At 45.4% G+C, this 19,363-nt stretch carries 15 protein-coding genes; 8 read left to right on the forward strand and 7 right to left on the reverse strand.

The features are described 5' to 3' along the window. Nucleotides 1–187 precede the first annotated feature (187 nt). Nucleotides 188–2,476, forward strand: a complete 2,289-nt coding sequence (locus tag ACWYVB_RS09115) for a YgiQ family radical SAM protein (protein WP_457528770.1) — start codon at nt 188–190, stop codon at nt 2,474–2,476. Nucleotides 2,477–2,606: 130 nt separating this feature from the next. Here the strand turns inward: ACWYVB_RS09115 and ACWYVB_RS09120 are convergent, their stop codons facing one another. Further along, nucleotides 2,607–4,703: a methyl-accepting chemotaxis protein gene (locus ACWYVB_RS09120; protein WP_395220009.1), complete on the reverse strand. Its 2,097-nt coding sequence runs from the start codon at nt 4,701–4,703 to the stop codon at nt 2,607–2,609. Nucleotides 4,704–5,281: 578 nt separating this feature from the next. On the opposite strand from ACWYVB_RS09120, the gene ACWYVB_RS09125 reads away from it, so the two are divergent. The 3 genes from ACWYVB_RS09125 to ACWYVB_RS09135 all read left to right on the forward strand — a co-directional run bounded on the left by ACWYVB_RS09125 (nt 5,282) and on the right by ACWYVB_RS09135 (nt 8,255). Beyond that, nucleotides 5,282–5,959 carry a response regulator transcription factor gene (locus ACWYVB_RS09125; RefSeq protein WP_046874461.1) on the forward strand — a complete coding sequence of 226 codons (678 nt, stop codon included), beginning with the start codon at nt 5,282–5,284 and terminating at the stop codon, nt 5,957–5,959. Beyond that, complete coding sequence (locus ACWYVB_RS09130; RefSeq protein ID WP_065646063.1) at nt 5,956–7,257, forward strand: sensor histidine kinase; 1,302 nt, start codon at nt 5,956–5,958, stop codon at nt 7,255–7,257. The genes ACWYVB_RS09125 and ACWYVB_RS09130 overlap by 4 nt, the downstream gene beginning before the upstream one ends. 101 nt (nt 7,258–7,358) lie before the next feature. Continuing rightward, nucleotides 7,359–8,255 (forward strand): 1-aminocyclopropane-1-carboxylate deaminase/D-cysteine desulfhydrase, encoded by an 897-nt coding sequence (locus ACWYVB_RS09135; protein ID WP_053316013.1) that lies wholly within the window; start codon nt 7,359–7,361, stop codon nt 8,253–8,255. A 39-nt stretch (nt 8,256–8,294) separates the two neighbouring features. On the opposite strand, the gene ACWYVB_RS09140 is transcribed toward ACWYVB_RS09135, so the two are convergent. Both ACWYVB_RS09140 and ACWYVB_RS09145 read right to left on the reverse strand, forming a co-directional pair. Continuing rightward, nucleotides 8,295–8,837, reverse strand: coding sequence for an isochorismatase family protein (locus ACWYVB_RS09140; protein WP_167394169.1), 543 nt, complete (start codon nt 8,835–8,837; stop codon nt 8,295–8,297). 150 nt (nt 8,838–8,987) lie between these two features. Further along, complete coding sequence (locus ACWYVB_RS09145; RefSeq protein WP_457528773.1) at nt 8,988–9,848, reverse strand: LysR family transcriptional regulator; 861 nt, start codon at nt 9,846–9,848, stop codon at nt 8,988–8,990. Nucleotides 9,849–9,947: 99 nt separating this feature from the next. Between ACWYVB_RS09145 and ACWYVB_RS09150 the strand changes: the two genes are divergently transcribed. Both ACWYVB_RS09150 and ACWYVB_RS09155 read left to right on the forward strand, forming a co-directional pair. Further along, complete coding sequence (locus tag ACWYVB_RS09150) at nt 9,948–11,012, forward strand: HlyD family secretion protein (RefSeq protein ID WP_025794957.1); 1,065 nt, start codon at nt 9,948–9,950, stop codon at nt 11,010–11,012. A 9-nt stretch (nt 11,013–11,021) separates the two neighbouring features. Beyond that, entirely contained in the window at nt 11,022–12,041 is a 1,020-nt protein-coding gene (locus ACWYVB_RS09155; protein ID WP_457528775.1) for a DUF2955 domain-containing protein, read from the forward strand. A 433-nt stretch (nt 12,042–12,474) separates the two neighbouring features. Here ACWYVB_RS09155 and ACWYVB_RS09160 read toward each other — a convergent pair whose 3' ends face one another. Both ACWYVB_RS09160 and ACWYVB_RS09165 read right to left on the reverse strand, forming a co-directional pair. After that, entirely contained in the window at nt 12,475–13,503 is a 1,029-nt protein-coding gene (locus tag ACWYVB_RS09160) for a methionine synthase (RefSeq protein WP_457528777.1), read from the reverse strand. A gap of 30 nt (nt 13,504–13,533) precedes the next feature. Further along, a complete protein-coding gene (locus ACWYVB_RS09165) occupies nt 13,534–14,508 on the reverse strand; it encodes a DUF1852 domain-containing protein (protein WP_021448859.1) in 975 nt (324 codons plus the stop codon). Nucleotides 14,509–15,608: 1,100 nt separating this feature from the next. On the opposite strand from ACWYVB_RS09165, the gene ACWYVB_RS09170 reads away from it, so the two are divergent. Together ACWYVB_RS09170 and ACWYVB_RS09175 are read left to right on the forward strand one after the other, a co-directional pair. Continuing rightward, nucleotides 15,609–16,526: a leukocidin family pore-forming toxin gene (locus tag ACWYVB_RS09170; protein WP_053809756.1), complete on the forward strand. Its 918-nt coding sequence runs from the start codon at nt 15,609–15,611 to the stop codon at nt 16,524–16,526. Nucleotides 16,527–16,594: 68 nt separating this feature from the next. Continuing rightward, nucleotides 16,595–17,278 (forward strand): topoisomerase I, encoded by a 684-nt coding sequence (locus ACWYVB_RS09175; RefSeq protein WP_124008321.1) that lies wholly within the window; start codon nt 16,595–16,597, stop codon nt 17,276–17,278. A gap of 78 nt (nt 17,279–17,356) precedes the next feature. Here ACWYVB_RS09175 and ACWYVB_RS09180 read toward each other — a convergent pair whose 3' ends face one another. Together ACWYVB_RS09180 and ACWYVB_RS09185 are read right to left on the reverse strand one after the other, a co-directional pair. Continuing rightward, nucleotides 17,357–18,055 (reverse strand): ABC transporter ATP-binding protein, encoded by a 699-nt coding sequence (locus ACWYVB_RS09180; RefSeq protein ID WP_457528832.1) that lies wholly within the window; start codon nt 18,053–18,055, stop codon nt 17,357–17,359. Nucleotides 18,056–18,077: 22 nt separating this feature from the next. Next, nucleotides 18,078–19,361, reverse strand: coding sequence for an ABC transporter permease (locus ACWYVB_RS09185; RefSeq protein WP_457528779.1), 1,284 nt, complete (start codon nt 19,359–19,361; stop codon nt 18,078–18,080). Nucleotides 19,362–19,363 lie beyond the last annotated feature (2 nt).

Genomic DNA, 19,363 nt, shown 5'->3' on the forward strand with positions numbered 1-19,363 from the left:
TTTTCACGACTCGACCTATAACCATGAGGCTTTCAAGGTGATATTAGACATAAAATCGCCGATATAGCCTTGATATTTTTGCAAACCAAATAAAACTCGATGAACTAAGCTTGAATAGACGAGTTTGGTATAGATACCTGATCCTCAAATCGCTATAATTCGCGCTCCCTGGAACAGAGAGCAAAATATGACCAATAACATCACTCCTATTCATGAGTACAAAAAATACTGGGCAGAGTGTTTTGGTACGGCACCTTTCTTGCCGACCAGTTGCAAAGAAATGGACGCCCTAGGATGGGATAGCTGTGACATTATCATCGTAACCGGTGATGCTTACGTGGATCACCCAAGCTTTGGTATGGCTATCATTGGCCGTCTGCTAGAAGCACAAGGTTTCCGTGTCGGTATCATTGCTCAACCAGAATGGCAAAACAAAGATGCATTCATGCAGCTTGGTAAGCCAAATCTGTTCTTCGGGATCACTGCGGGTAACATGGACTCCATGATCAACCGTTACACCGCGGATAAAAAACTTCGTCACGATGACGCGTACACACCAAATAACGAGGGTGGCAAACGGCCAGACCGCGCGACTTTGGTTTACTCTCAACGTTGTCGTGAGGCATACAAAGAAGTACCTATTGTTTTAGGTGGTATCGAAGCCAGCCTACGCCGTGTTGCGCACTACGATTACTGGTCAGATAAAGTTCGCCGTTCGGTACTGTTTGATGCAAAAGCAGATATCCTACTTTTCGGTAACGCAGAGCGTGCACTTGTAGAAGTAGCGCATCGCATCGCAAATGGTGAAGACATCAGCACCATGACTAATATTCGTGGTACAGCCGTGAACCTGCCAGCCGCGCCAGAAGGCTACACGGTTATCGATTCTTCTCGCATTGAAAAACCTCGTAAAGAAGCGTTCGTACCAAAGAACCCATACGAAGTAGAAACTCAGTGTGAAACTAAAAAAGATGAGCCAGTTGCACAACCAATCACGATTCGCCCATCACGCCACGATGCTGCAACAACTGCGGTTCGCCTGCCTTCGTTTGAAAAGCTAAGAAACGATCGCATTCTTTATGCTCATGCAAGTCGTGTATTGCATTTAGAAACGAACCCGTACTCTGGTCGAGCGTTACTTCAAAGCCATGGTGATCGTGAACTTTGGGTAAACCAAGCCCCAATCCCATTGACGACCGAAGAGATGGACTTTGTGTTTGGCCTGCCTTACGCGCGTGTTCCTCATCCTATGTACGGCAAAGCAAAAATTCCAGCGTATGACATGATCAAAACGTCTGTGAACATCATGCGTGGTTGTTTTGGTGGCTGTTCTTTCTGTTCAATTACCGAGCATGAAGGTCGAATCATTCAAAACCGCTCGAAAGAATCTATCATCAACGAGATTGAAGAAATTCGCGACAAAGTCCCAGGCTTTACAGGCACAATTTCCGATCTTGGTGGCCCGACTGCAAACATGTACCGCCTAGGTTGCAAAGACCCAAAAGCGGAAGCGAACTGTCGTCGTCCGTCTTGTGTATTCCCGGGCATCTGTAACAAGCTAAATACAGACCACAAACACACCATCGACCTATACCGCGAAGCGCGTAAAGTAGAAGGCGTGAAGAAAGTGATGGTCGCATCTGGCGTACGTTACGACCTTGCGATTGAATCACCAGAATACGTGAAAGAGCTCGTAACTCATCACGTAGGTGGTTACTTGAAGATTGCACCGGAACATACAGAGAAAGGCCCTCTTGATCTGATGATGAAACCTGGCATGGGCACGTATGATCGCTTTAAAGAGATGTTCGAGAAGTACAGCGCAGAAGCGGGTAAGAAGCAGTACTTAATCCCTTACTTTATCTCTGCGCACCCAGGCACAGAAGACGAAGACATGCTGAACCTTGCTCTGTGGCTGAAGAAAAACAACTTCGAGTGTGACCAAGTACAAAACTTCTACCCTTCGCCAATGTGTAACGCAACGTCGATGTACTACTCAGAGACAAACCCTCTGAAACGAGTGAAGTATAAGAAACGTGAAGATGTACCTGTAGCAAAAGGTGAACGTCAACGTCGCCTACATAAAGCGCTGTTGCGTTACCACGATCCAGCAAACTGGCCAATGATCCGAGAAGCCCTAATCAGCATGGGTAAAAAACATTTGATTGGTGACAAACAAGGCTGTCTCGTTCCTGCGGAAGACATTGAAGCACAAACACCTTCACAACGTCGTAAATCTGGTCGTCACGGGGCAAACCGCTTTGCAACCAAACATACCAAAAACCAACCGGGCTTCGGTGGCCATTTGAACAAACGCTCTGAAGGCGGTTCAAAAGGTAGTCAACGCCCTGCAAGCAACGGCCAACGTCCTAGCGGCAACGGTGCAAACCGCCCAGCAGGTAGCAAGCCGCAAGGTCAAGGTCGCCTGCAAGGACAAGGCAAACCAGCTGGTCAACGTAAACCAAAGCGTCGTTAATTCTTCAGCACTTAAATACTAGAAAGGGCTCCAGAGGTAACTCTGGAGCCCTTTTGTTTTGTTCGATATTTCTCGCCAATCGTTTTGCCGGAAATGAACCGAGTGAGCTGGCTTGAACTCACTCGCTTGATTAAGACAACTTGAACTTACTCAACTCACCGTGAAGATCGCTGGCTTTTACTGTCAGTTCGTTACTGATCGCTACAGAAGATGACATGGTATCCATCACTTCCATCGCCGTATCATTAATCACAACCACATTACGGTTGATCTCTTCCGACACCGAGCTTTGCTCTTCTGCCGCTGAAGCGATCTGATTATTCATATCATTAATCACTTCAATAGCTTGGTTGATTTCGGCCAACGCCAACTGCGCTGCTTGTGTTTCTTCTTTGGTATCCACCGCTTGCTTCTGGCTTTGCTCCATCAACACGACGATTGATTGCGTTTCTTGCTCCAAACGAGCCAACATTGCACGAATTTCTTCTGTCGAGCCTTGTGTGCGCGTTGCAAGGTTGCGGACTTCATCGGCTACCACAGCAAAACCACGACCCGCTTCACCAGCACGCGCAGCTTCAATCGCAGCGTTTAGAGCCAACAAGTTGGTTTGATCGGCAATGCCACCAATCTCACTCAGAATACCCTGAATAGCCGTGCTTGAAGCCACCAAATTCTGCGTCTGGTGCTGTGCATCATTCACTTGCGAAGCGAGGTTATCCACCGCGCTTGCAGCATTGTCCATACGCGACATGCCATTCGCACTATTGCTTTGAACTTGGCTTGCCGCCGCTGCTGCTTGTACCGCAGAATTTGCCACTTCTTGTGCGGTTGCGCTCATCTCATTAATCGCCGTTGCTAGCGAGTTGACTTCGTTCACTTGAACGTTCAGTTGATCTCTCGAAGCCGCCGCGCGAGCTTGGCCTTCACTTGCGTTTTTATCAACTTGGTCTGCCGTCGCCATTACGGTTAAAAGCATTTCCTGAATACGAGCGAGGAAGGTATTAAACCAGTGCGCCAGTTGGGCGGTTTCGTCCTTACCTTTCACCTCAATGCGGTAAGTTAGGTCGCCCTCGCCTTGTGCTGCGTCTTTAAAACGCTCCACTAAGTTAGTTAACACTTTGCCCAACGAGGTCGCTATCATCGTCATCGCAACAATACCAATCAGAGCCGCAATAATCCCTGCCCACACTCCCTTTTCAAGAGCTTCTGCACTTTGTTCTTCACTCCATCGCTCGTAGTCATCCACGTTCTTTTTAAGGAAGCTACTGGGAACCGACACCATAACGATCCAAGGCGCATCGCTGGTTTCAATTGCAGTAATCGCATACTCATCCCCACCAAACGTCACAAGGCCTGCGCCTTTTTGTTTCGCAATGGATTGAATACGCGCCCATTGAGACGCCAACTCATGAGAGACTTTCTTGCCCACTTGATCTGCTTGGCTGCTGTTCGCCAGCGTGATGCCTTTCCACGAAGAAATCAGAATACGGCCTTGTCCATCAAATAAGTCGCTCGCGTAATCTTCACTTTGGATTTGTAACTCGTTCAATGACAAATCAAAACCGAGAGAGCCAATGATCTCGCCACGTAACTTGATTGGTTGGCTGATGGTCGTGATCAGTTCTTGTTTGCCGCGAACCGGATACATGTATGGTTCCATCACGAACGTTTTGCCCGTTTCGTAAGGCATCAAGTGCCAATCGTCTTTACGCTCACCGTTGTTGTTTAATTCAGTATTACTAAAGCTATCCATCGCCACAACATCAAAACTGTTGTGCGAATTTGGCGAAAAGAATGGCGCTAAGTAGCCTTCGCTATTAAAGCCAAGGCTTTTGTCTTGAATCGTTGGCTCAACCCACGATGGCTTTTCCCACACCATGTAACCAGCAAACACAGCTTTGTTCTGAGCTTCTAGCGACGCAATAAACTGTTTAACAATAATGTCTGGCGTCGCGGTCGTCTCTGCGCTTAATTCGATAATTGAACGCGCTTGCTTTAAGTTCGCCAACACTGGTTCTAACTGGTTGGAAATATTCAGCCCTTGCTGAATCGCCGTATTGCTCAGGTCGGTCGTGGTGGCTTCGGTCAGTTGAGATTTTACTTTTGTAGTGATTTGTTCATTCACTTGAGTGAACGCATTGGTTGTCATACCCATTGCAATCAATAGAGTGAAGGCCATTGCCCCACCCGCACTGACAGCAATTCGAGTGCGTATACTGTTAAACATGATAGCCTCACAAATTGATTTTTATCTGGCATTAAGCATTGGAAGGATCATGGATTTTAAACAAGTAAAGTTAATGGAAGGCTTTCATTTATGAACAGAGCAAGAACAGAAAATGTAGTTTTATTAATAAAAATAAAATAATGCAGATTTTCGCTTATACATGAAGCCATTGATTTAATTGAATTATCTCAAAAGGGAGAATCTAAGCGTTTGTATTTAAAAGCAATAACCATAATTTAAAAAAGGATTTAAGAGAAGTAAGAACTTTTTCTATGAGTGAGTCAGTAAAAATCAGCAATTACTAACAATGTGCTCAAGATCACATAAATAATTTAGTATCTTCATGTTTTATATAGAGTTAACAGAATCAAACAATCTGCCTCATTTATACACCAAGAAAAATTGATAGATATGAACAAAAGGTCGTAGATTTACTTGGATAATAAGACGGTATTTAAGCTAGACATTGAAAACCGACACAAAGGTGAGAAAATCATTATCGACAACTTTTTCACACCTATAGTGAATAATGTTCGTTAAGATCAGCATTCGAATTTATCGAGATTGGATAAGAATAAATGAAACGTGTACTTTTGGTAGAAGATAATCGTGAAATAGCGGGAATGTTGTTCGATTATTTTGAGTGTGCTGGCATGCAGCTGGATTATGCAGACAACGGTGAGCTAGGCTTAAAACTGGCGATAGATAATACGTTTGACATCATTTTGCTCGACCTCATGCTGCCGCGCATGGATGGCCTAACACTGTGCAACAAGCTGCGCGATGCGGGTAATAACACTCCGGTGTTGATGTTGACTGCACTTGATAGCCGAGACGACATGCTCAAAGGCTTCCAACACGGCGCCGACGACTACCTCACCAAACCGTTTGATCTCGATATTCTTGAAGCACGCATGACTGCATTGATTAAACGCTACCGCGGTACGGTTGCATCAACCAAACTCCAGTATGGCGAAGTGTCTATCGATCAAAAAACGCATCAAGCCTACCGTCAAGATAAGCTGTTGGCGTTGAATCCAACCACGTACACGATTCTAGAAATGCTGGTGAAAAACGCGCCAGAAGTGGTCACACGTGAGGAGATTGCTTTCCGGTTGTGGCAAGAAGACGAGCCGAATAACGATGTGCTGCGTAGCCATATTTATCAACTGCGAGGGCAGCTCGACAAACCATTCAAAGAGCACGTTTTGAAAACCATTCCAAAAGTCGGCTTCCGATTGGAGCCCGGGGCATGATTCGCCGCTTATTTAACAATACACAAAGCTTAACCGGACGCCTTGAACTCTTCTTCCTTCTAGTGTCGGTTGTGATTGGCTTGCTATGCTTCGCATTGGTTAGCGGAGCGCTATTATGGTCGGAAGATCGCGTCGGTGAACGACGTATTATGATCGATAAAAAAGAGGCGATTGAGCACTTTCGAAACCATCCTGATAGCGGAATCATCAAACTAGATTTACTGACAACGGCATACAACGACATCAATCTCGTCCCTGAGCTCTATCAACCCTTCATTCAAGATAAAAAGTACTTTCTCGCTGAAGTTGCTGACGAACCAGACACTCGCATGATTTACATGAGCACCTACACGCAAGATGGAGAGGAACATCCTATTATTCTGATCTCTCTGATTGATGAGATAGAAATTACATCTAACGAGTTCATGTTTGTTCTCGTTATGGTGCTGGCGGTTGTCATCGGGTTACTTTTGATTTTTGGCAGCCTATTATCGAGACTTTCTCTGCGTCTCATTGAACCTGTCAGTGCCCTAAAAACACAACTGGACCGCCATCAAGGTGACACTACACAAAAATTTGTTGTCCCTGAAGGCTCTGCAAATGAATTCCAAACGCTCGCAAATCAGCTTAATGAATATCGACATCAAATCAATCAAGTGATTAAACGTGAACAAGCTTTTGCACGATATGCCAGCCATGAACTGAGAACACCGCTCACAGTGATGAAAGGCTCAAGCAGCTTGCTAGCCAGAAGTCCAAGTACATCGTTTCAAGAACGTCAGATTGGCCGTATTCAAGATGCCACTTTGCAGATGTCGACCATGGTTGATGCTTTGTTGGGTTTGGTGCGATATGAACGCAACACAGACGACAGCCCCGTTCGAACCATATCAGAGCAAGAGCTTCACAACATCGTTGCTCTTAGCCAAGCGCAAGCCGATGAAAAATCGCTGGAATTTAATGTACAAATATTGGGGCATCCGCAAACCAAAGCGACCACTGCAGTTCTTAACATTACGTTGAGTAACTTAATTCGCAACGGCATTGCAGCCACGTCAGCGGGAACGATTCATATCACCATGACCGATACCACACTGTCGGTGAGAGATGAAGGCGAAGGCTTCTCTTCCGTGCCAGATGCCGAAGGCCATGGTTTGGGACTCATGATTGTGGACGACTTATGCCGACGCTATGGCTGGCAATTCACTATTGATACACATCCAAATGACGGCTGCGTGGCTACTATCGATCTTTCAACCGAGGTAACTGATGGCGAGTCGCAAGACGAAGAAATGTAGAACACAAGATCTCGATACTTTTGATCTTCATTCAATAACGGGTACACTGTGCCACCTTTTTAAATGGCAAAGGTGACACGGTTTATTCCGTCAGCATCGACATGAAACTCTCAGAAAGTCCTATCACCCAACATAGCTTTAATGGGCGCAAATTTTTCCTTAAACGTGACGACATGCTCCACTCCCACTTTTCTGGGAACAAAGCACGTAAGTTTATGACGTTAATGGAAGAGCAAAATCCCGACATCACCACGTTAATAAGCTTTGGCTCCGCTCAATCTAATGCCATGTACTCGCTAGCGGCTCTCGCCCAGATTAAAGGTTGGGCATTTGAGTTTTATGTTCATCACATTCCATCTTGGCTAAAAAGCTCCCCCATCGGAAACTATCGCGGCGCTCTCGATTTGGGTATGAAAATCACCGCCATGCAAGACATCGGTAGCGAACTCCACCCTAGTGAATACGTCCACCAGGTACGAAGATTAGATGAGTCGACATTGCTTATTCCAGAGGGTGGACGTTCCCACCTCGCTGAAGCTGGCATCAAACAGTTAGCACGAGAAATTCTTGATTGGACACGATTGAGAGGTAAAGAACAGTTTACCGTCGCCCTGCCATCAGGCACTGGCACGACCGCTTTATATCTTCATAAACATTTAAGCCCACACGGCATAGAAGTGCTAACTTGCCCTTGCGTAGGCGATGCAGATTACTTAACCGAACAGTTCAACCAGCTCGGTGAAAACAGCCACCCAACCATTTTAACCGTGCGCAACAAACACCATTTTGGCCGCTTGTACGAAGAAGATTACATCACATGGAAAGCACTCTTTGAACAAACCGACCTCGAATTTGACCTGTTATACGACCCGTATATGTGGCAATGCCTCACCCCTTGGTTGGAAGAGAACACTGATAAAACGGTGATTTACATTCACCAAGGCGGGTTACTTGGCAACGAGTCGATGTTGCCAAGATATCAACGAGAATTTGAATAGCGTGTTCAAATAAAATTGTTGCTGATTACAATGATTACACTATTTGATGAGCGCCAGAATTTCTTTGAATTCAGGTGCTCGGCAATCTTCGACCATTTCATACAAACACATTTCTAGCCCAGTGAGCACCACACCGTTAGCGGTTAACTTCGCAAGAGCGAGCGCTTTATTGGCAGCGGTTCGGGAAGATACACAATCCGTGACTAATTCAACGCGATAACCGGACTGGCGCAGAGAAACCGCGGTTTGATAGACGCAAATGTGGGATTCAATACCGCAAACCAACCAGGTATCAACTTTCGCGTTCTCCACCGCGACCTTAAACGTCGCCTCTTTGCAACCATCAAACGTGTACTTGGTAATAGGTAAATGCGTGCTTTCAAGCACTTCACGAATCGGCTCCGCGGTTGAGCCCAACCTTTCTGGATTCTGTTCTAGCCACAGAATAGGCAAATCTAGCGCTTTGGCACCCTTTACCAGTTTCGTGATATTTTCAATCAGTGCGTTGCTTTCATGCATTAATGTAGCGAGTTTGCCCTGAACATCCACCACAATCAGGCCCGTGTTTCCTTTCGATAACATTTCCATCTCCTATCTTGTGCGACCACAAACCATACTCAACAAGTTGAGCAACAGTTAATGTATCAGAACCCTTTCATGTTAGAGCAATAAAACCTAGAAAGATGACCTTTGCTCACACATTTGCCCTTATTTAAGTGTGGTTTGAACTGACTATTTAAATCTCTCTCGAATTAGTTCAATCAAGGCTTTGACTTTATTGGGCAGAAATAAGGCCGAGGGATAAATCAGAGTAAGATGCTGCTTCGGATGCGCGAATTGAGGCAGCACCTCGACCAACAAACCATCTCGCAATGCAGGCTTAGAATGAATTTGTGGAATAAACGCGATGCCGTTTCCTGCTATCGCCATCGAGCGCAGCAAGTTGAGGTCGTCCGAGCGCAACGCCACATGCAGATCTGAATCGAGCAAATCGGCATTGTAACGATTAGTTAAAAGGCGATGCTGCTTAAGATCTTCCACCGTTTTTACTGGCGGATGCGATTCTAGATAGGCTTTTGACGCAACAAAGTGACTACGATAAGGCAAAAGACTGAACTGCACATAGCTGTCATCGGTGACTTTGACCACGCTCGGAAGAAGCTGCAAATCAAACGATTGACGCTTGAGATCGACACTCTCTTGATGGTTTTCAATCTCGACCGAAATCTCCGGATACCGCGTTGTGTACTCGGTGATGATCGCGTTAAACGCGGCAGAACTCATCAATGCGGAAGGAATGGCTAAACGCACCTTGCCCGTCAGCTCTTGTTGATATTCGTGCATGGCATTTAAACCTTGCTGAATATGGTCAATAGGCTGCCCCACCAACTCAAACAAGCGTTTCCCGTGCTCCGTCAACTCAATGCTGCGTGTTGTGCGGATCAAAAGCTGTACCCCGAGCGATTTCTCTAATTCTTGCAGGCGACGACTCACTTTTGAGCGTTGTAGTTGATTCGCCTCTGCCGCTGCACTTATACCGCCGTGAACCACCGTCTGAGTGAATAGGTAAATATCATCAAAACTAACGTTCATTGTCCTATTTTTAGGTCATTTATGTTCGTATTATCATTCTACTGAATTGTGAGTGACTTCTCTATAATCCGCTATCCAATATGTTTAACGGAACTTGTAATGACGGCTGACCAAAAATTCAAACACTGGATGCGAACTTTGATTGTCCTGTTCATCGTACTTTTTTTGTACATTATCATTGCTGACCGCCACGCCCCCTTAACGACCGAAGGACGAGTGCAAGGATACGTTGTCCAAGTCGCGCCCGAGGTATCTGGTAAAGTGACCGACGTTCTCATCGAGAATAACCAGTCCGTTCAAAAAGGCGATGTGTTATTTACGATTGATGATCGTAAATACAAGATAGCGCTTGAACAGGCGGAGCTGTCTCTGCAATCCGCTTATGAAAAAGAAGCAACGCTGTATTCTCAACGCGAAGCCGCTCTTGCCAATATTGCCCGCGCACAAGCGACATTTGATAATGCACACCGCGAATACAACCGCTTACTGACGTTATCGAAGCAGAAAGTCATCTCTCAATCGACACTCGACAATGCCTTTGCCCAAAATCAGGTATCACGTGCAGCGCTTAAAGCGGAACGACAAAACTTAAAAGTCATTGAGGCGCAATTAGGCGATCAAAAAGGTCAAAGCACCGCCGTTCGAATTGCCAAAAACGGCATCGAAAAGGCGCAACTTGATTTGGCAAATACCGCGGTACTCGCTCCCAGTGATGGTGTCGTGACCAACCTGCAACTAGAAGTTGGCACGATGGCAAACACCAACATGCCATTGCTGACATTTGTACCAACAGGATCACTCTGGGTAGCCGCTGATTTTCGTGAAAAATCCGTCGCGAACGTAGACAAGACTTTCCACGCCCTGGTCACATTTGATGCCAACCCAGGTTCGGTGTACGACTTTGATTTAGCTAGCCGCGATTACGGTGTAGCAGCCGCACAACAAACGCCTAATGGCGCACTAACCAAAGTGGAAGTAAACAACCGCTGGGTACGTGATGCGCAGCGTACACGAGTGAACCTAACCAGCAGCGAAGAGTTACCACCAGCACTGTTTGTCGGCTCTCGCGCTACCATTGTTTTGTACCCAGACAACAACATTTTCTGGCAGTGGATGGCGCAAGCACAGATTCACCTCGCAAGCTGGTTCCACTTCATTTACTAGGTGGCGACAATGAAAACCTTACGAATTTGGTTCGGCTGCTCTTTAGGGCTCGCGCTAAGCATGATCTTCGGTTGGTCTTACGGATTTTTTGCCATCATGATGCCGCTGTTTATTTTGGGCAGAATGGACCACTTTAATCTTTCGGCTTTATTGATTGTGTTTTTCTCTGCGGTGTGGACAACCATACAAGCCACATTTTTACTGGAATACTTGCAGTTTCATCCAACATTAATGACCGTTGCCGTCGGAATCATGATGCTGTTTAAGTGCATTGCAATGATGAACCAGAAAACCTATTTGTTTGGTTACATGGGGCTGTTGGTGGGTTCAATTGTGTTGAACTTTGCCAGCTATAACTTCATGGATATTGAAGAGTTCAACGTTAACATGTGGGTGATGGCGTTCAGCAATATTTTTGTTTGCGCATTCGCGTATTGGTTGTTCCCGGAGCCAAAATCCTCCGCCGAGCACATTGAGATGTCGACCCCAGTGAAAAGCGATATTGACTACATCAGCCAAGTTGCCATGGGTTGGGTAGTGGCGATGGCGGCATTTATCGTATTCCAAGTAGCAGACTTATATGACTCGCTATCCGCACAAGCTTCCATTTTGATCATCCTAACCCCAATGACTTTAGCGGGCTCGCTCGCCATGGCAAAAATTCGCATCATCGGCACCGCACTAGGCTGCATCGCAGGGATGGCTGTTCAGCTGATATTGGGCAGTTGGTATGGGCATGGGCTACTCTTTTGGCTCGCCTTTACCATTGCAATGGGGCCATTCTGCTTGTGGCTCACCAAGGGGCAAATTAAAGCGGCTATCGCGTTTTCTGCCATGTCTGCCCTATCGGTTCCGCTGACGACCTCATTGGTGCCAGAACAAAAAGACGCGTTCTTTTCGATCTTGTACCGTTTCAGCTCGATTTTCGTCGCGGTTCTGCTCACCGCGATGGTGATGTGGGTAGTGCATCACTGGATTCGTGTGATGTTGCTAAAGCACCCTGAGATGAGGAACGTGGAGTTGAATTAAGCCTTGGCCGAGGCTGAAAACGGGAAATGTATGCCGCTCACTTTACTGTGAGCGGCATTTTTATTTAAAACGGTCATCCTGAACATCGAGGGACGAGCGTGATTCAGGAGCTGCCCACCGAGTGCTTTGAAGTGCGAAAGTTATCGCCATTTTCCAGTGAGTTGTTAGTAGATTCCTAGTCTCGTTTAGACTCGCTGGAATGACCCAACTTTGGATACAAACCAAATAGTTGTGTACATGAGTAACGTATATCTCAACAACCGTCATCCTGAACAGCGAGGAACGAGCGTGATTCAGGATCTACCCACAGAGTGCTTTGAAATGCGAAAGTTATCGCTATTTCCCAGCGAGCTGTAATCAGATTCCTAGTCTCGTTTAAACTCGCTGGAATGACCCTAACTTTAGTTCATGGTGCGGAGCCTAAGTATTAATATCAACCCACCAACTCTCTACGAACAATCTCCGCTCCCGCACTTAGCGCATTGAGCTTAGCGGTTGATACTTCACGAGACAAAGGCGCCATACCACAGTTGGTACATGGGTAAAGCTTGTCGGCATCAACGTACTTCAATGCCTCTCGCAGTGTGTTCGCCACTTCTTCTGGCGTTTCAATTTCGTTGGTTGCAACGTCAATCGCACCAACCATCACCTTCTTACCGTGAATCAACTCAAGTAACTCAATAGGCACTCGCGAGTTATGACATTCGAGCGAAATAATATCGATATTCGATTGCTGCAATTTAGGGAATACTTCTTCGTATTGTCGCCATTCAGTGCCTAGCGTTTGCTTCCAATCCGTGTTCGCTTTGATGCCGTAGCCATAGCAGATATGCACCGCCGTTTCACATTTCAGCCCTTCAATCGCACGCTCTAAACATGCAATGCCCCACTCGTTCACATCATCGAAGAACACATTGAACGCAGGCTCATCAAACTGAATGATGTCGACACCTGCCACTTCAAGCTCTTTCGCTTCTTGATTGAGGATCTTTGCAAATTCCCAAGCCAGCTTTTCACGGCTACCGTAATGATCATCATAAAGCGTGTCGATCATCGTCATAGGGCCTGGCAGCGCCCACTTGATAGGTTGCTTAGTTTGCTGACGCAAGAACTTTGCATCTTCAACAAACACGGGCTTTGTGCGGCTTACTGGCCCAACCACCGTCGGAACACTTGCTTCATAGCGGTTGCGAATGGTCACCGTTTTACGGTTTTCAAAATCTACGCCGCTTAAATGCTCAATAAAGGTCGTCACAAAATGTTGGCGAGTTTGCTCGCCATCACTGACGATATCAACGCCTGCCAGTTCTTGTTCTTGCAAAGCGACACGTAGCGCATCGCGTTTGCCATCAATCAGTTCTTCACCTTGTAGTTTCCACGGTGACCAAAGTTTTTCTGGTTCCGCTAGCCAAGAAGGTTTCGGCAAGCTGCCAGCCGTTGAAGTCGGTAATAGTGTTTTCATCGTCATTCCTTTCTAGATTCTCGTTGTCGGTTACGCGTAGTTTGCAGACCATTGTTCAAGCACAGATTGATAAGGTTTGATGAAATGCTCCTCGGCAAATTTCCCTTGTTCAATCGCCAGTTGGCTGCGCTCTTCTCGGTCGTAAACGATTTGAGTTAGCGAGTGGTCTAGGTTTTTTAGGTTTGGCTGGTAGCAATTACCGGCAACCGCATTGGCATTATAAATTTCTGGTCGGTAAATCTTCTGGAATGTCTCCATCGTGCTTATCGTGCTGATAAGCTCTAGGTTTGAATAGTCGTTCAACAAGTCACCGAAGAAGTAGAATGCCAACGGTGCAACGCTGTTTGGCGGCATAAAGTAGCGCACCTGTAAGCCCATCTTCTTGAAGTACTGCTCCGTCAACGAAGATTCGTTCGGCTGATATTCAAAGCCCAAAACAGGATGTTGATTTTCGGTGCGTCGGTATACTTTGTTGTCCGATACGCTCAAACAAATCACAGGCAGCTTTTTGAAATGCTGTTTATAAGACTCAGAATTAACGAAAGCTTTGAACAGTTTGCCATGCAAATCACCGAAGTTAGCTGGGATGCTGAAACGGGGCTGGTTTTTGTTGTGGTCCAACAGCAAAACGCTAAAGTCGTAATCACGAACGTATGAAGAGAAGTTGTTGCCCACAATGCCTTCGATGCGCTCGTTAGTGTTGTGGTCAACAATGTTGGTTTTAAGCACTTCAATCGATGGGAAGGCTTCACCACTGCCTTGGATATCCATATCAACAGAGATGATTTCAAGCTCTATTGAGTAGCGGTCACCTTGCGCATTATCCCAATGTGCCAAGGCATTAAAACGATTGTCGATCATTCGGAGTGCATTGCGCAGATTCTCTCGGCGGTAGTTTCCACGAGCCAGATTAGCAAAGTTGGTAGTGATTCGCGTATTGTCTGATGGTTGGTAATTCTCATCAAAGCGAATGCTTTTGATAGCAAATGTGAAATCGTTATTCATCGTGAGTTGGTATCCTATTTCCTTAGATAAAGCAGACTTTTCCTAACTCTGTGCATGGGGATATTTTTGTTTTTTGGTTTTCCCAATCGTTAGGTTGCGCGGCGTTCACGACGAACAGTTCGTACTAAAAACGGTGGTCGCAGTGCCTAACACCAGAGCAGTCCGTTTTTTATACTTGCTTCACGAGTTGAATAATATTGGTATTGTTTCACATTGAACATGAAAGAAATTCATGGTGGGAGTTCCAACCCAGAGGGAACTATCGTAGATACTGTTTTCATTGACACCAATACATGTAACTTGGCGAGCATATTGCCAATATGTGTAATTAAGAAACTGATAAGGGATTAACAGTACGTAAACCAGTTTTAAGCCTAGAAAACGCATTGTATAAACAAGACGCTACCTGGAATATAGGACAGCGTAGCTTAAATAGCACTTTTTCACACTCCATAATTTATTCAAGCATTCGTTTAATTAAAAGTACCTTACATTTTATATCCTCGGAAACATGATTATTTAATTATTTCTTTTCCTATATTTACCATCTCAAACGTAAAGTTTAATTTTTCTGTTTTAAAAGAACATATAACCTCATACACGAATATGACAAATTCATTGACGGACTTTGTCACCCAACTATTACATTAAGCTCGAAACAACCAATAATAAAACAAACATAAACCACTGTTTTAATTTAAATTAAATTCAGGAAGCCGTAATGACCACATAACGACACTTTACTTAGTTTGGCATAACAAAAACCTCAACAATAACATGGTTAACATTTATAAACTTCACTTCTATCAATAAGGAACTTAAACATAACATTAGAAAATAAAAATTAAGTAATAACTTAAAAAGGTAAGACTTAATAACCACATTCTTATTTATTATAGTTGAGTAATGAATTTAAAAACTATGAGACATTAATCCCACGAATCTATACTTTTCCTTTTTTTATTAAAAAACAAGATGCAATATTTCACCGCTCAATTATTGAGCACCAATTAATAACCTGTCCATAATTATAAAACACCCATAGAGTTATTGTTAAAAACCAATAATAACCTTTATGGGCTGACTAATAGGAAACAACAATGGAAAAACAGCATCTTTCCGCGAGTATTATCGCGCTCGCATTACTTGGTTCTCTAGCTCCAGCACATGCTGAAGATACATTAAAAGCTTACACTTCGACCTTGCTACAGCTCGATGATAGCGATGCACGCTCGAAGAAGATCCGCTTAATTTACTCCTTAGAAAATGTCTGGAACCAATCTTTGCTGCCGAATGGAGCTAAGGAAGCCAAGTTGCTTCTAAACGGAGGTTCTGGTTTCGACATGACTAATGTACCGAATAAAGAGCAGATCTATGGTTTTGCCACCGGTGGAGACTACCGTTACACAATCCCAACAGCCTTTAAACTGGCACTGAGTTATTTAAATGGTGCCCCTTTACGTCATATGAGCCATGCTCCAGAAAACACTATTGCAACAGCATCCGTAAGTGAGTCTCTGGACTTTAATCTTGGCTTCAGTGCTTCTGATTCTCCAAATATTAGCGGTGGGATCTCCTGGAGCAACCGTGTAACTTACGATCAACCAGAATTTCAGACGGTGGCTGATTTTGATCAGACCAATGAGAGCATTAATTGGCTTATCGAAAACCAGACTATCCGCCACAATACTCCACCTAAAGACTGGTTATTGTACCGTTGGACCAGCTGTGACATGGGCAACCTAATTGACTATAGCGAATTACCTGTCGTGATGCGCTCTGACTTTAAACCGCAAGTCGGTGTTGTATATCGAAAAAATGATATTCAAGATGGCCTAGATACGTCAGAAGTCAAGCTGGTTGCAGGTTGGCGAAAAACCAATTACTACTTTGGTCGTGACTGGTGTAGCTGGTATACCACCCCAGAAAATACCTGGAAGAAAAATCGTGATAGCAGTCAATGGACAGAGACTAGCCGAGCCGTAACTATCTCTTGGAATGACGCGCTCTACCACTAACTTATTAGCCTGCGGCCACGGAATGAATAAGTGGCCGCCGTATTTACTAATGAAATAAACGGTAAGACATGACAAGTAATAAAAAACTCTTGACTGGATCGGCGCTAGCACTTGGTGCAGTACTCGCCATATTTCTAATTAATTCAAATAACAAGAATTCCCAGAGCGATTCTGTTGCAAGCTTTGACGAGCAAATCAAGACAGAGAAAACTGAAACAAGAAGTGTAACGCCTCCTGAGAGCGATGCAGCTCAAGAGGTGGTTACCGTTCCAACACCACAGAATGACAATGACGCTACTTCCGATGTCATTCCAGCTACACCTTGGATATCTGCCCCATTAAATGAATTGAGCAATGAACTGTACGATTTTATTGAAGCTGAACAGGTAAGTTACATCAGCACAACCGACTATCCATTCGACGAGCAAAAGCAAAAACAATTGCGAACATTAGCTAAACAAGGGGTTCCTATCTTGTTTGACAACACGGAATCATCCTATTTGGATAGTTACGGTGTCAGCGAAACCAAAGTCGTTTCAGAGTATTTTGGTACGGCGTCTGAAGGTGATGTCATCATTGCTACCGGAGTACAGAATGAGGATGGCAGCATTCATTATCTGGTTTTGCCTTTGAAGAGCAAAGATCTCAACGATAACAGTAAATTGATTGAGGACACTAAGCTCGCAATCACTCTACTGAAAGAACAAAAGCATGACTTGATAAAAGAGAGACAAAGCGAACATCGCGAATAAAAATAAAGGAAGATAGCTTCTCCTATTCCATGGCTATCTTCCTTAAAGTAACTCCAGTCTCAATCAAGAAAAATTCATTTATCTTCCCTCCGGAGCCCTATCCGAAATCACCTTACCATCTTTGATAGTGATGATGCGCTTGGTGCGTTCTGCGAGGGCGTTATCGTGCGTCACGATGATCAAGGTTCTGCCTTCAGCGTGGAGTTGGTTGAACAAGGCTTCAATCTCTGCGCCGGATTTTGAATCCAATGCACCCGTTGGTTCATCCGCTAAGATGATTTGCGGATCGTTGACCAAGGCTCTTGCAATCGCGACCCTCTGTTTTTGACCGCCAGAAAGCTGGTTTGGTTTATGATCTAAACGATCCCCTAGCCCGACTTGCTCTAGCAATTTAGCTGCGCGCTGGCGACGTTCTTTGGCTTTGATGCCAGAGTAAACCAACGGCAGCGCCACGTTATCGAGCGCCGTCGCGTATTCCAATAAGTTAAAGCTTTGGAAGACAAATCCAATCTTGTGGTTACGAATGCCAGCCAACTCATTCGCACTTAAACTTGCTACGTTTTGGCCGCCAAGTTGGTACTCGCCATCGGTGGGCTTATCTAAACAGCCGAGCATGTTCATTAGCGTTGATTTACCCGAGCCAGACGGGCCAAGAATCGAAAGAAACTCACCTTGATTGATGGTTAAGTCTACGCCGTCGAGCGCACGTACTTCCGCCTCTCCGCTTGAGTAGTATTTGCAGATGTTGGTTAGCTCAACAAGCGGCTGGTTCGACATGTTCTCTCCAGAGTTATTGTTGTTATTCACTTTGTAGCGCCTCCAATGGGCTGACTTTTGCGGCTCGGTTTGCAGGTAACCATGCAGATGCCACACCAATTATCACTAAGGTGAGGATGACAATCGCGACAACGACCCACGACAACTCAGGGACAGGTTTACCCAGTTGTTCATAAAAGGCATTGCCTTCTAAAGGAATGGAACTGATGGCAGACACCAGCGCGTACGTCACGGCTAATCCAAGCGCGCCCCCCATCATCATTGTCAATAAAGACTGTACTAAATAGTGCATACGAATGGCCGTTGGGGTTGCACCGACTGCCATGCGCACGCCGATATCACGCGTAGATCGCTTTACGGTGGCATACATCACATTGGCAATGCCGACGCCAGCAACAGCTAACGTCACGAAGCCGATAATGCCAAGAAAACTCTGCAAACCTATCAGAAACTGCTGCATACTCTTTTGCTTAAGGAACATATCATCGACTTGGACGATCTGTTCATCGCTGACACTTGCCCCGTGTTTACGGGCAATCACTTGCCTGATCGTCTTTGCTAAGGCTTCTCGGTCTACATCCGCTTCTGGCTGCACATTGATGCCACCAATTTCACCGTTGACATGAAATCGCTTCCACGTCGCTAACGGCACAAAGCTGGAATAGTTGATAAGATCCCCCTGTTCTATTTGGGCGCTGTTTTTCTCCAATACGCCCACAACGGTGAACTCCTCATTGCCGATTTTTACCTTTTTCCCCACAGGGTTGACTTGCAATGTGACTGTCGCAAACCAACTAAAGTCCTCATTCGGGTTGAATAAGTCGGCTGCCAGTTCATAACCCAGTACAACGACTTTGCGCGTCTCTTTTTGATCGAGTGGATTTAACCATCGCCCCCCCGCCATCGGCACCAAATTGGTCATGGATTGAAACTCACTCGTGACCGCTAACGGTTCTTGCCACGAGTTTCTATCACCAACGGTGATGCGCTCTTTCCACTTCGCAGTTGGCGCAACACTTTTTACATCGGGTAACGCTCGAACGACCTCTGAATCGTCCATTTTTAATGTCAGAAACTTACCTTGGTGAAAAGCACCGTGGTCGACGGTGGCCATCCCTCCGGTCAAATAGATCAAGTTGCCGTTACCATTTTGTGCGGTTTTCAATACGCCCTGACGAATACCCTCACCTACCGCCAACATGGCAGCGATACAGAGGGTCGCCCACGCTACAGCCAGAATGGTCAAACCCAATCTCAGCTTTTCTGCGGCCATTTCTTGGAAAATTTGTCTCATCGGTAACAACATGA

Source organism: Vibrio sp. JZG10, assembly GCF_054064075.1.

Excerpts from the sequence above, each read along its gene's own strand:
- ACWYVB_RS09140 (WP_167394169.1), bottom strand. The coding sequence starts at position 8,837 with ATGTTATCGAAAGGAAACACGGGCCTGATTGTGGTGGATGTTCAGGGC.
- ACWYVB_RS09160 (WP_457528777.1), bottom strand. The coding sequence starts at position 13,503 with ATGAAAACACTATTACCGACTTCAACGGCTGGCAGCTTGCCGAAACCT.
- ACWYVB_RS09135 (WP_053316013.1), top strand. The coding sequence starts at position 7,359 with ATGAAACTCTCAGAAAGTCCTATCACCCAACATAGCTTTAATGGGCGC.
- ACWYVB_RS09125 (WP_046874461.1), top strand. The coding sequence starts at position 5,282 with ATGAAACGTGTACTTTTGGTAGAAGATAATCGTGAAATAGCGGGAATG.
- ACWYVB_RS09175 (WP_124008321.1), top strand. The coding sequence starts at position 16,595 with ATGACAAGTAATAAAAAACTCTTGACTGGATCGGCGCTAGCACTTGGT.
- ACWYVB_RS09155 (WP_457528775.1), top strand. The coding sequence starts at position 11,022 with ATGAAAACCTTACGAATTTGGTTCGGCTGCTCTTTAGGGCTCGCGCTA.
- ACWYVB_RS09185 (WP_457528779.1), bottom strand. The coding sequence starts at position 19,361 with ATGTTGTTACCGATGAGACAAATTTTCCAAGAAATGGCCGCAGAAAAG.
- ACWYVB_RS09130 (WP_065646063.1), top strand. The coding sequence starts at position 5,956 with ATGATTCGCCGCTTATTTAACAATACACAAAGCTTAACCGGACGCCTT.
- ACWYVB_RS09180 (WP_457528832.1), bottom strand. The coding sequence starts at position 18,055 with ATGTCGAACCAGCCGCTTGTTGAGCTAACCAACATCTGCAAATACTAC.
- ACWYVB_RS09170 (WP_053809756.1), top strand. The coding sequence starts at position 15,609 with ATGGAAAAACAGCATCTTTCCGCGAGTATTATCGCGCTCGCATTACTT.
- ACWYVB_RS09120 (WP_395220009.1), bottom strand. The coding sequence starts at position 4,703 with ATGTTTAACAGTATACGCACTCGAATTGCTGTCAGTGCGGGTGGGGCA.
- ACWYVB_RS09115 (WP_457528770.1), top strand. The coding sequence starts at position 188 with ATGACCAATAACATCACTCCTATTCATGAGTACAAAAAATACTGGGCA.
- ACWYVB_RS09150 (WP_025794957.1), top strand. The coding sequence starts at position 9,948 with ATGACGGCTGACCAAAAATTCAAACACTGGATGCGAACTTTGATTGTC.
- ACWYVB_RS09165 (WP_021448859.1), bottom strand. The coding sequence starts at position 14,508 with ATGAATAACGATTTCACATTTGCTATCAAAAGCATTCGCTTTGATGAG.
- ACWYVB_RS09145 (WP_457528773.1), bottom strand. The coding sequence starts at position 9,848 with ATGAACGTTAGTTTTGATGATATTTACCTATTCACTCAGACGGTGGTT.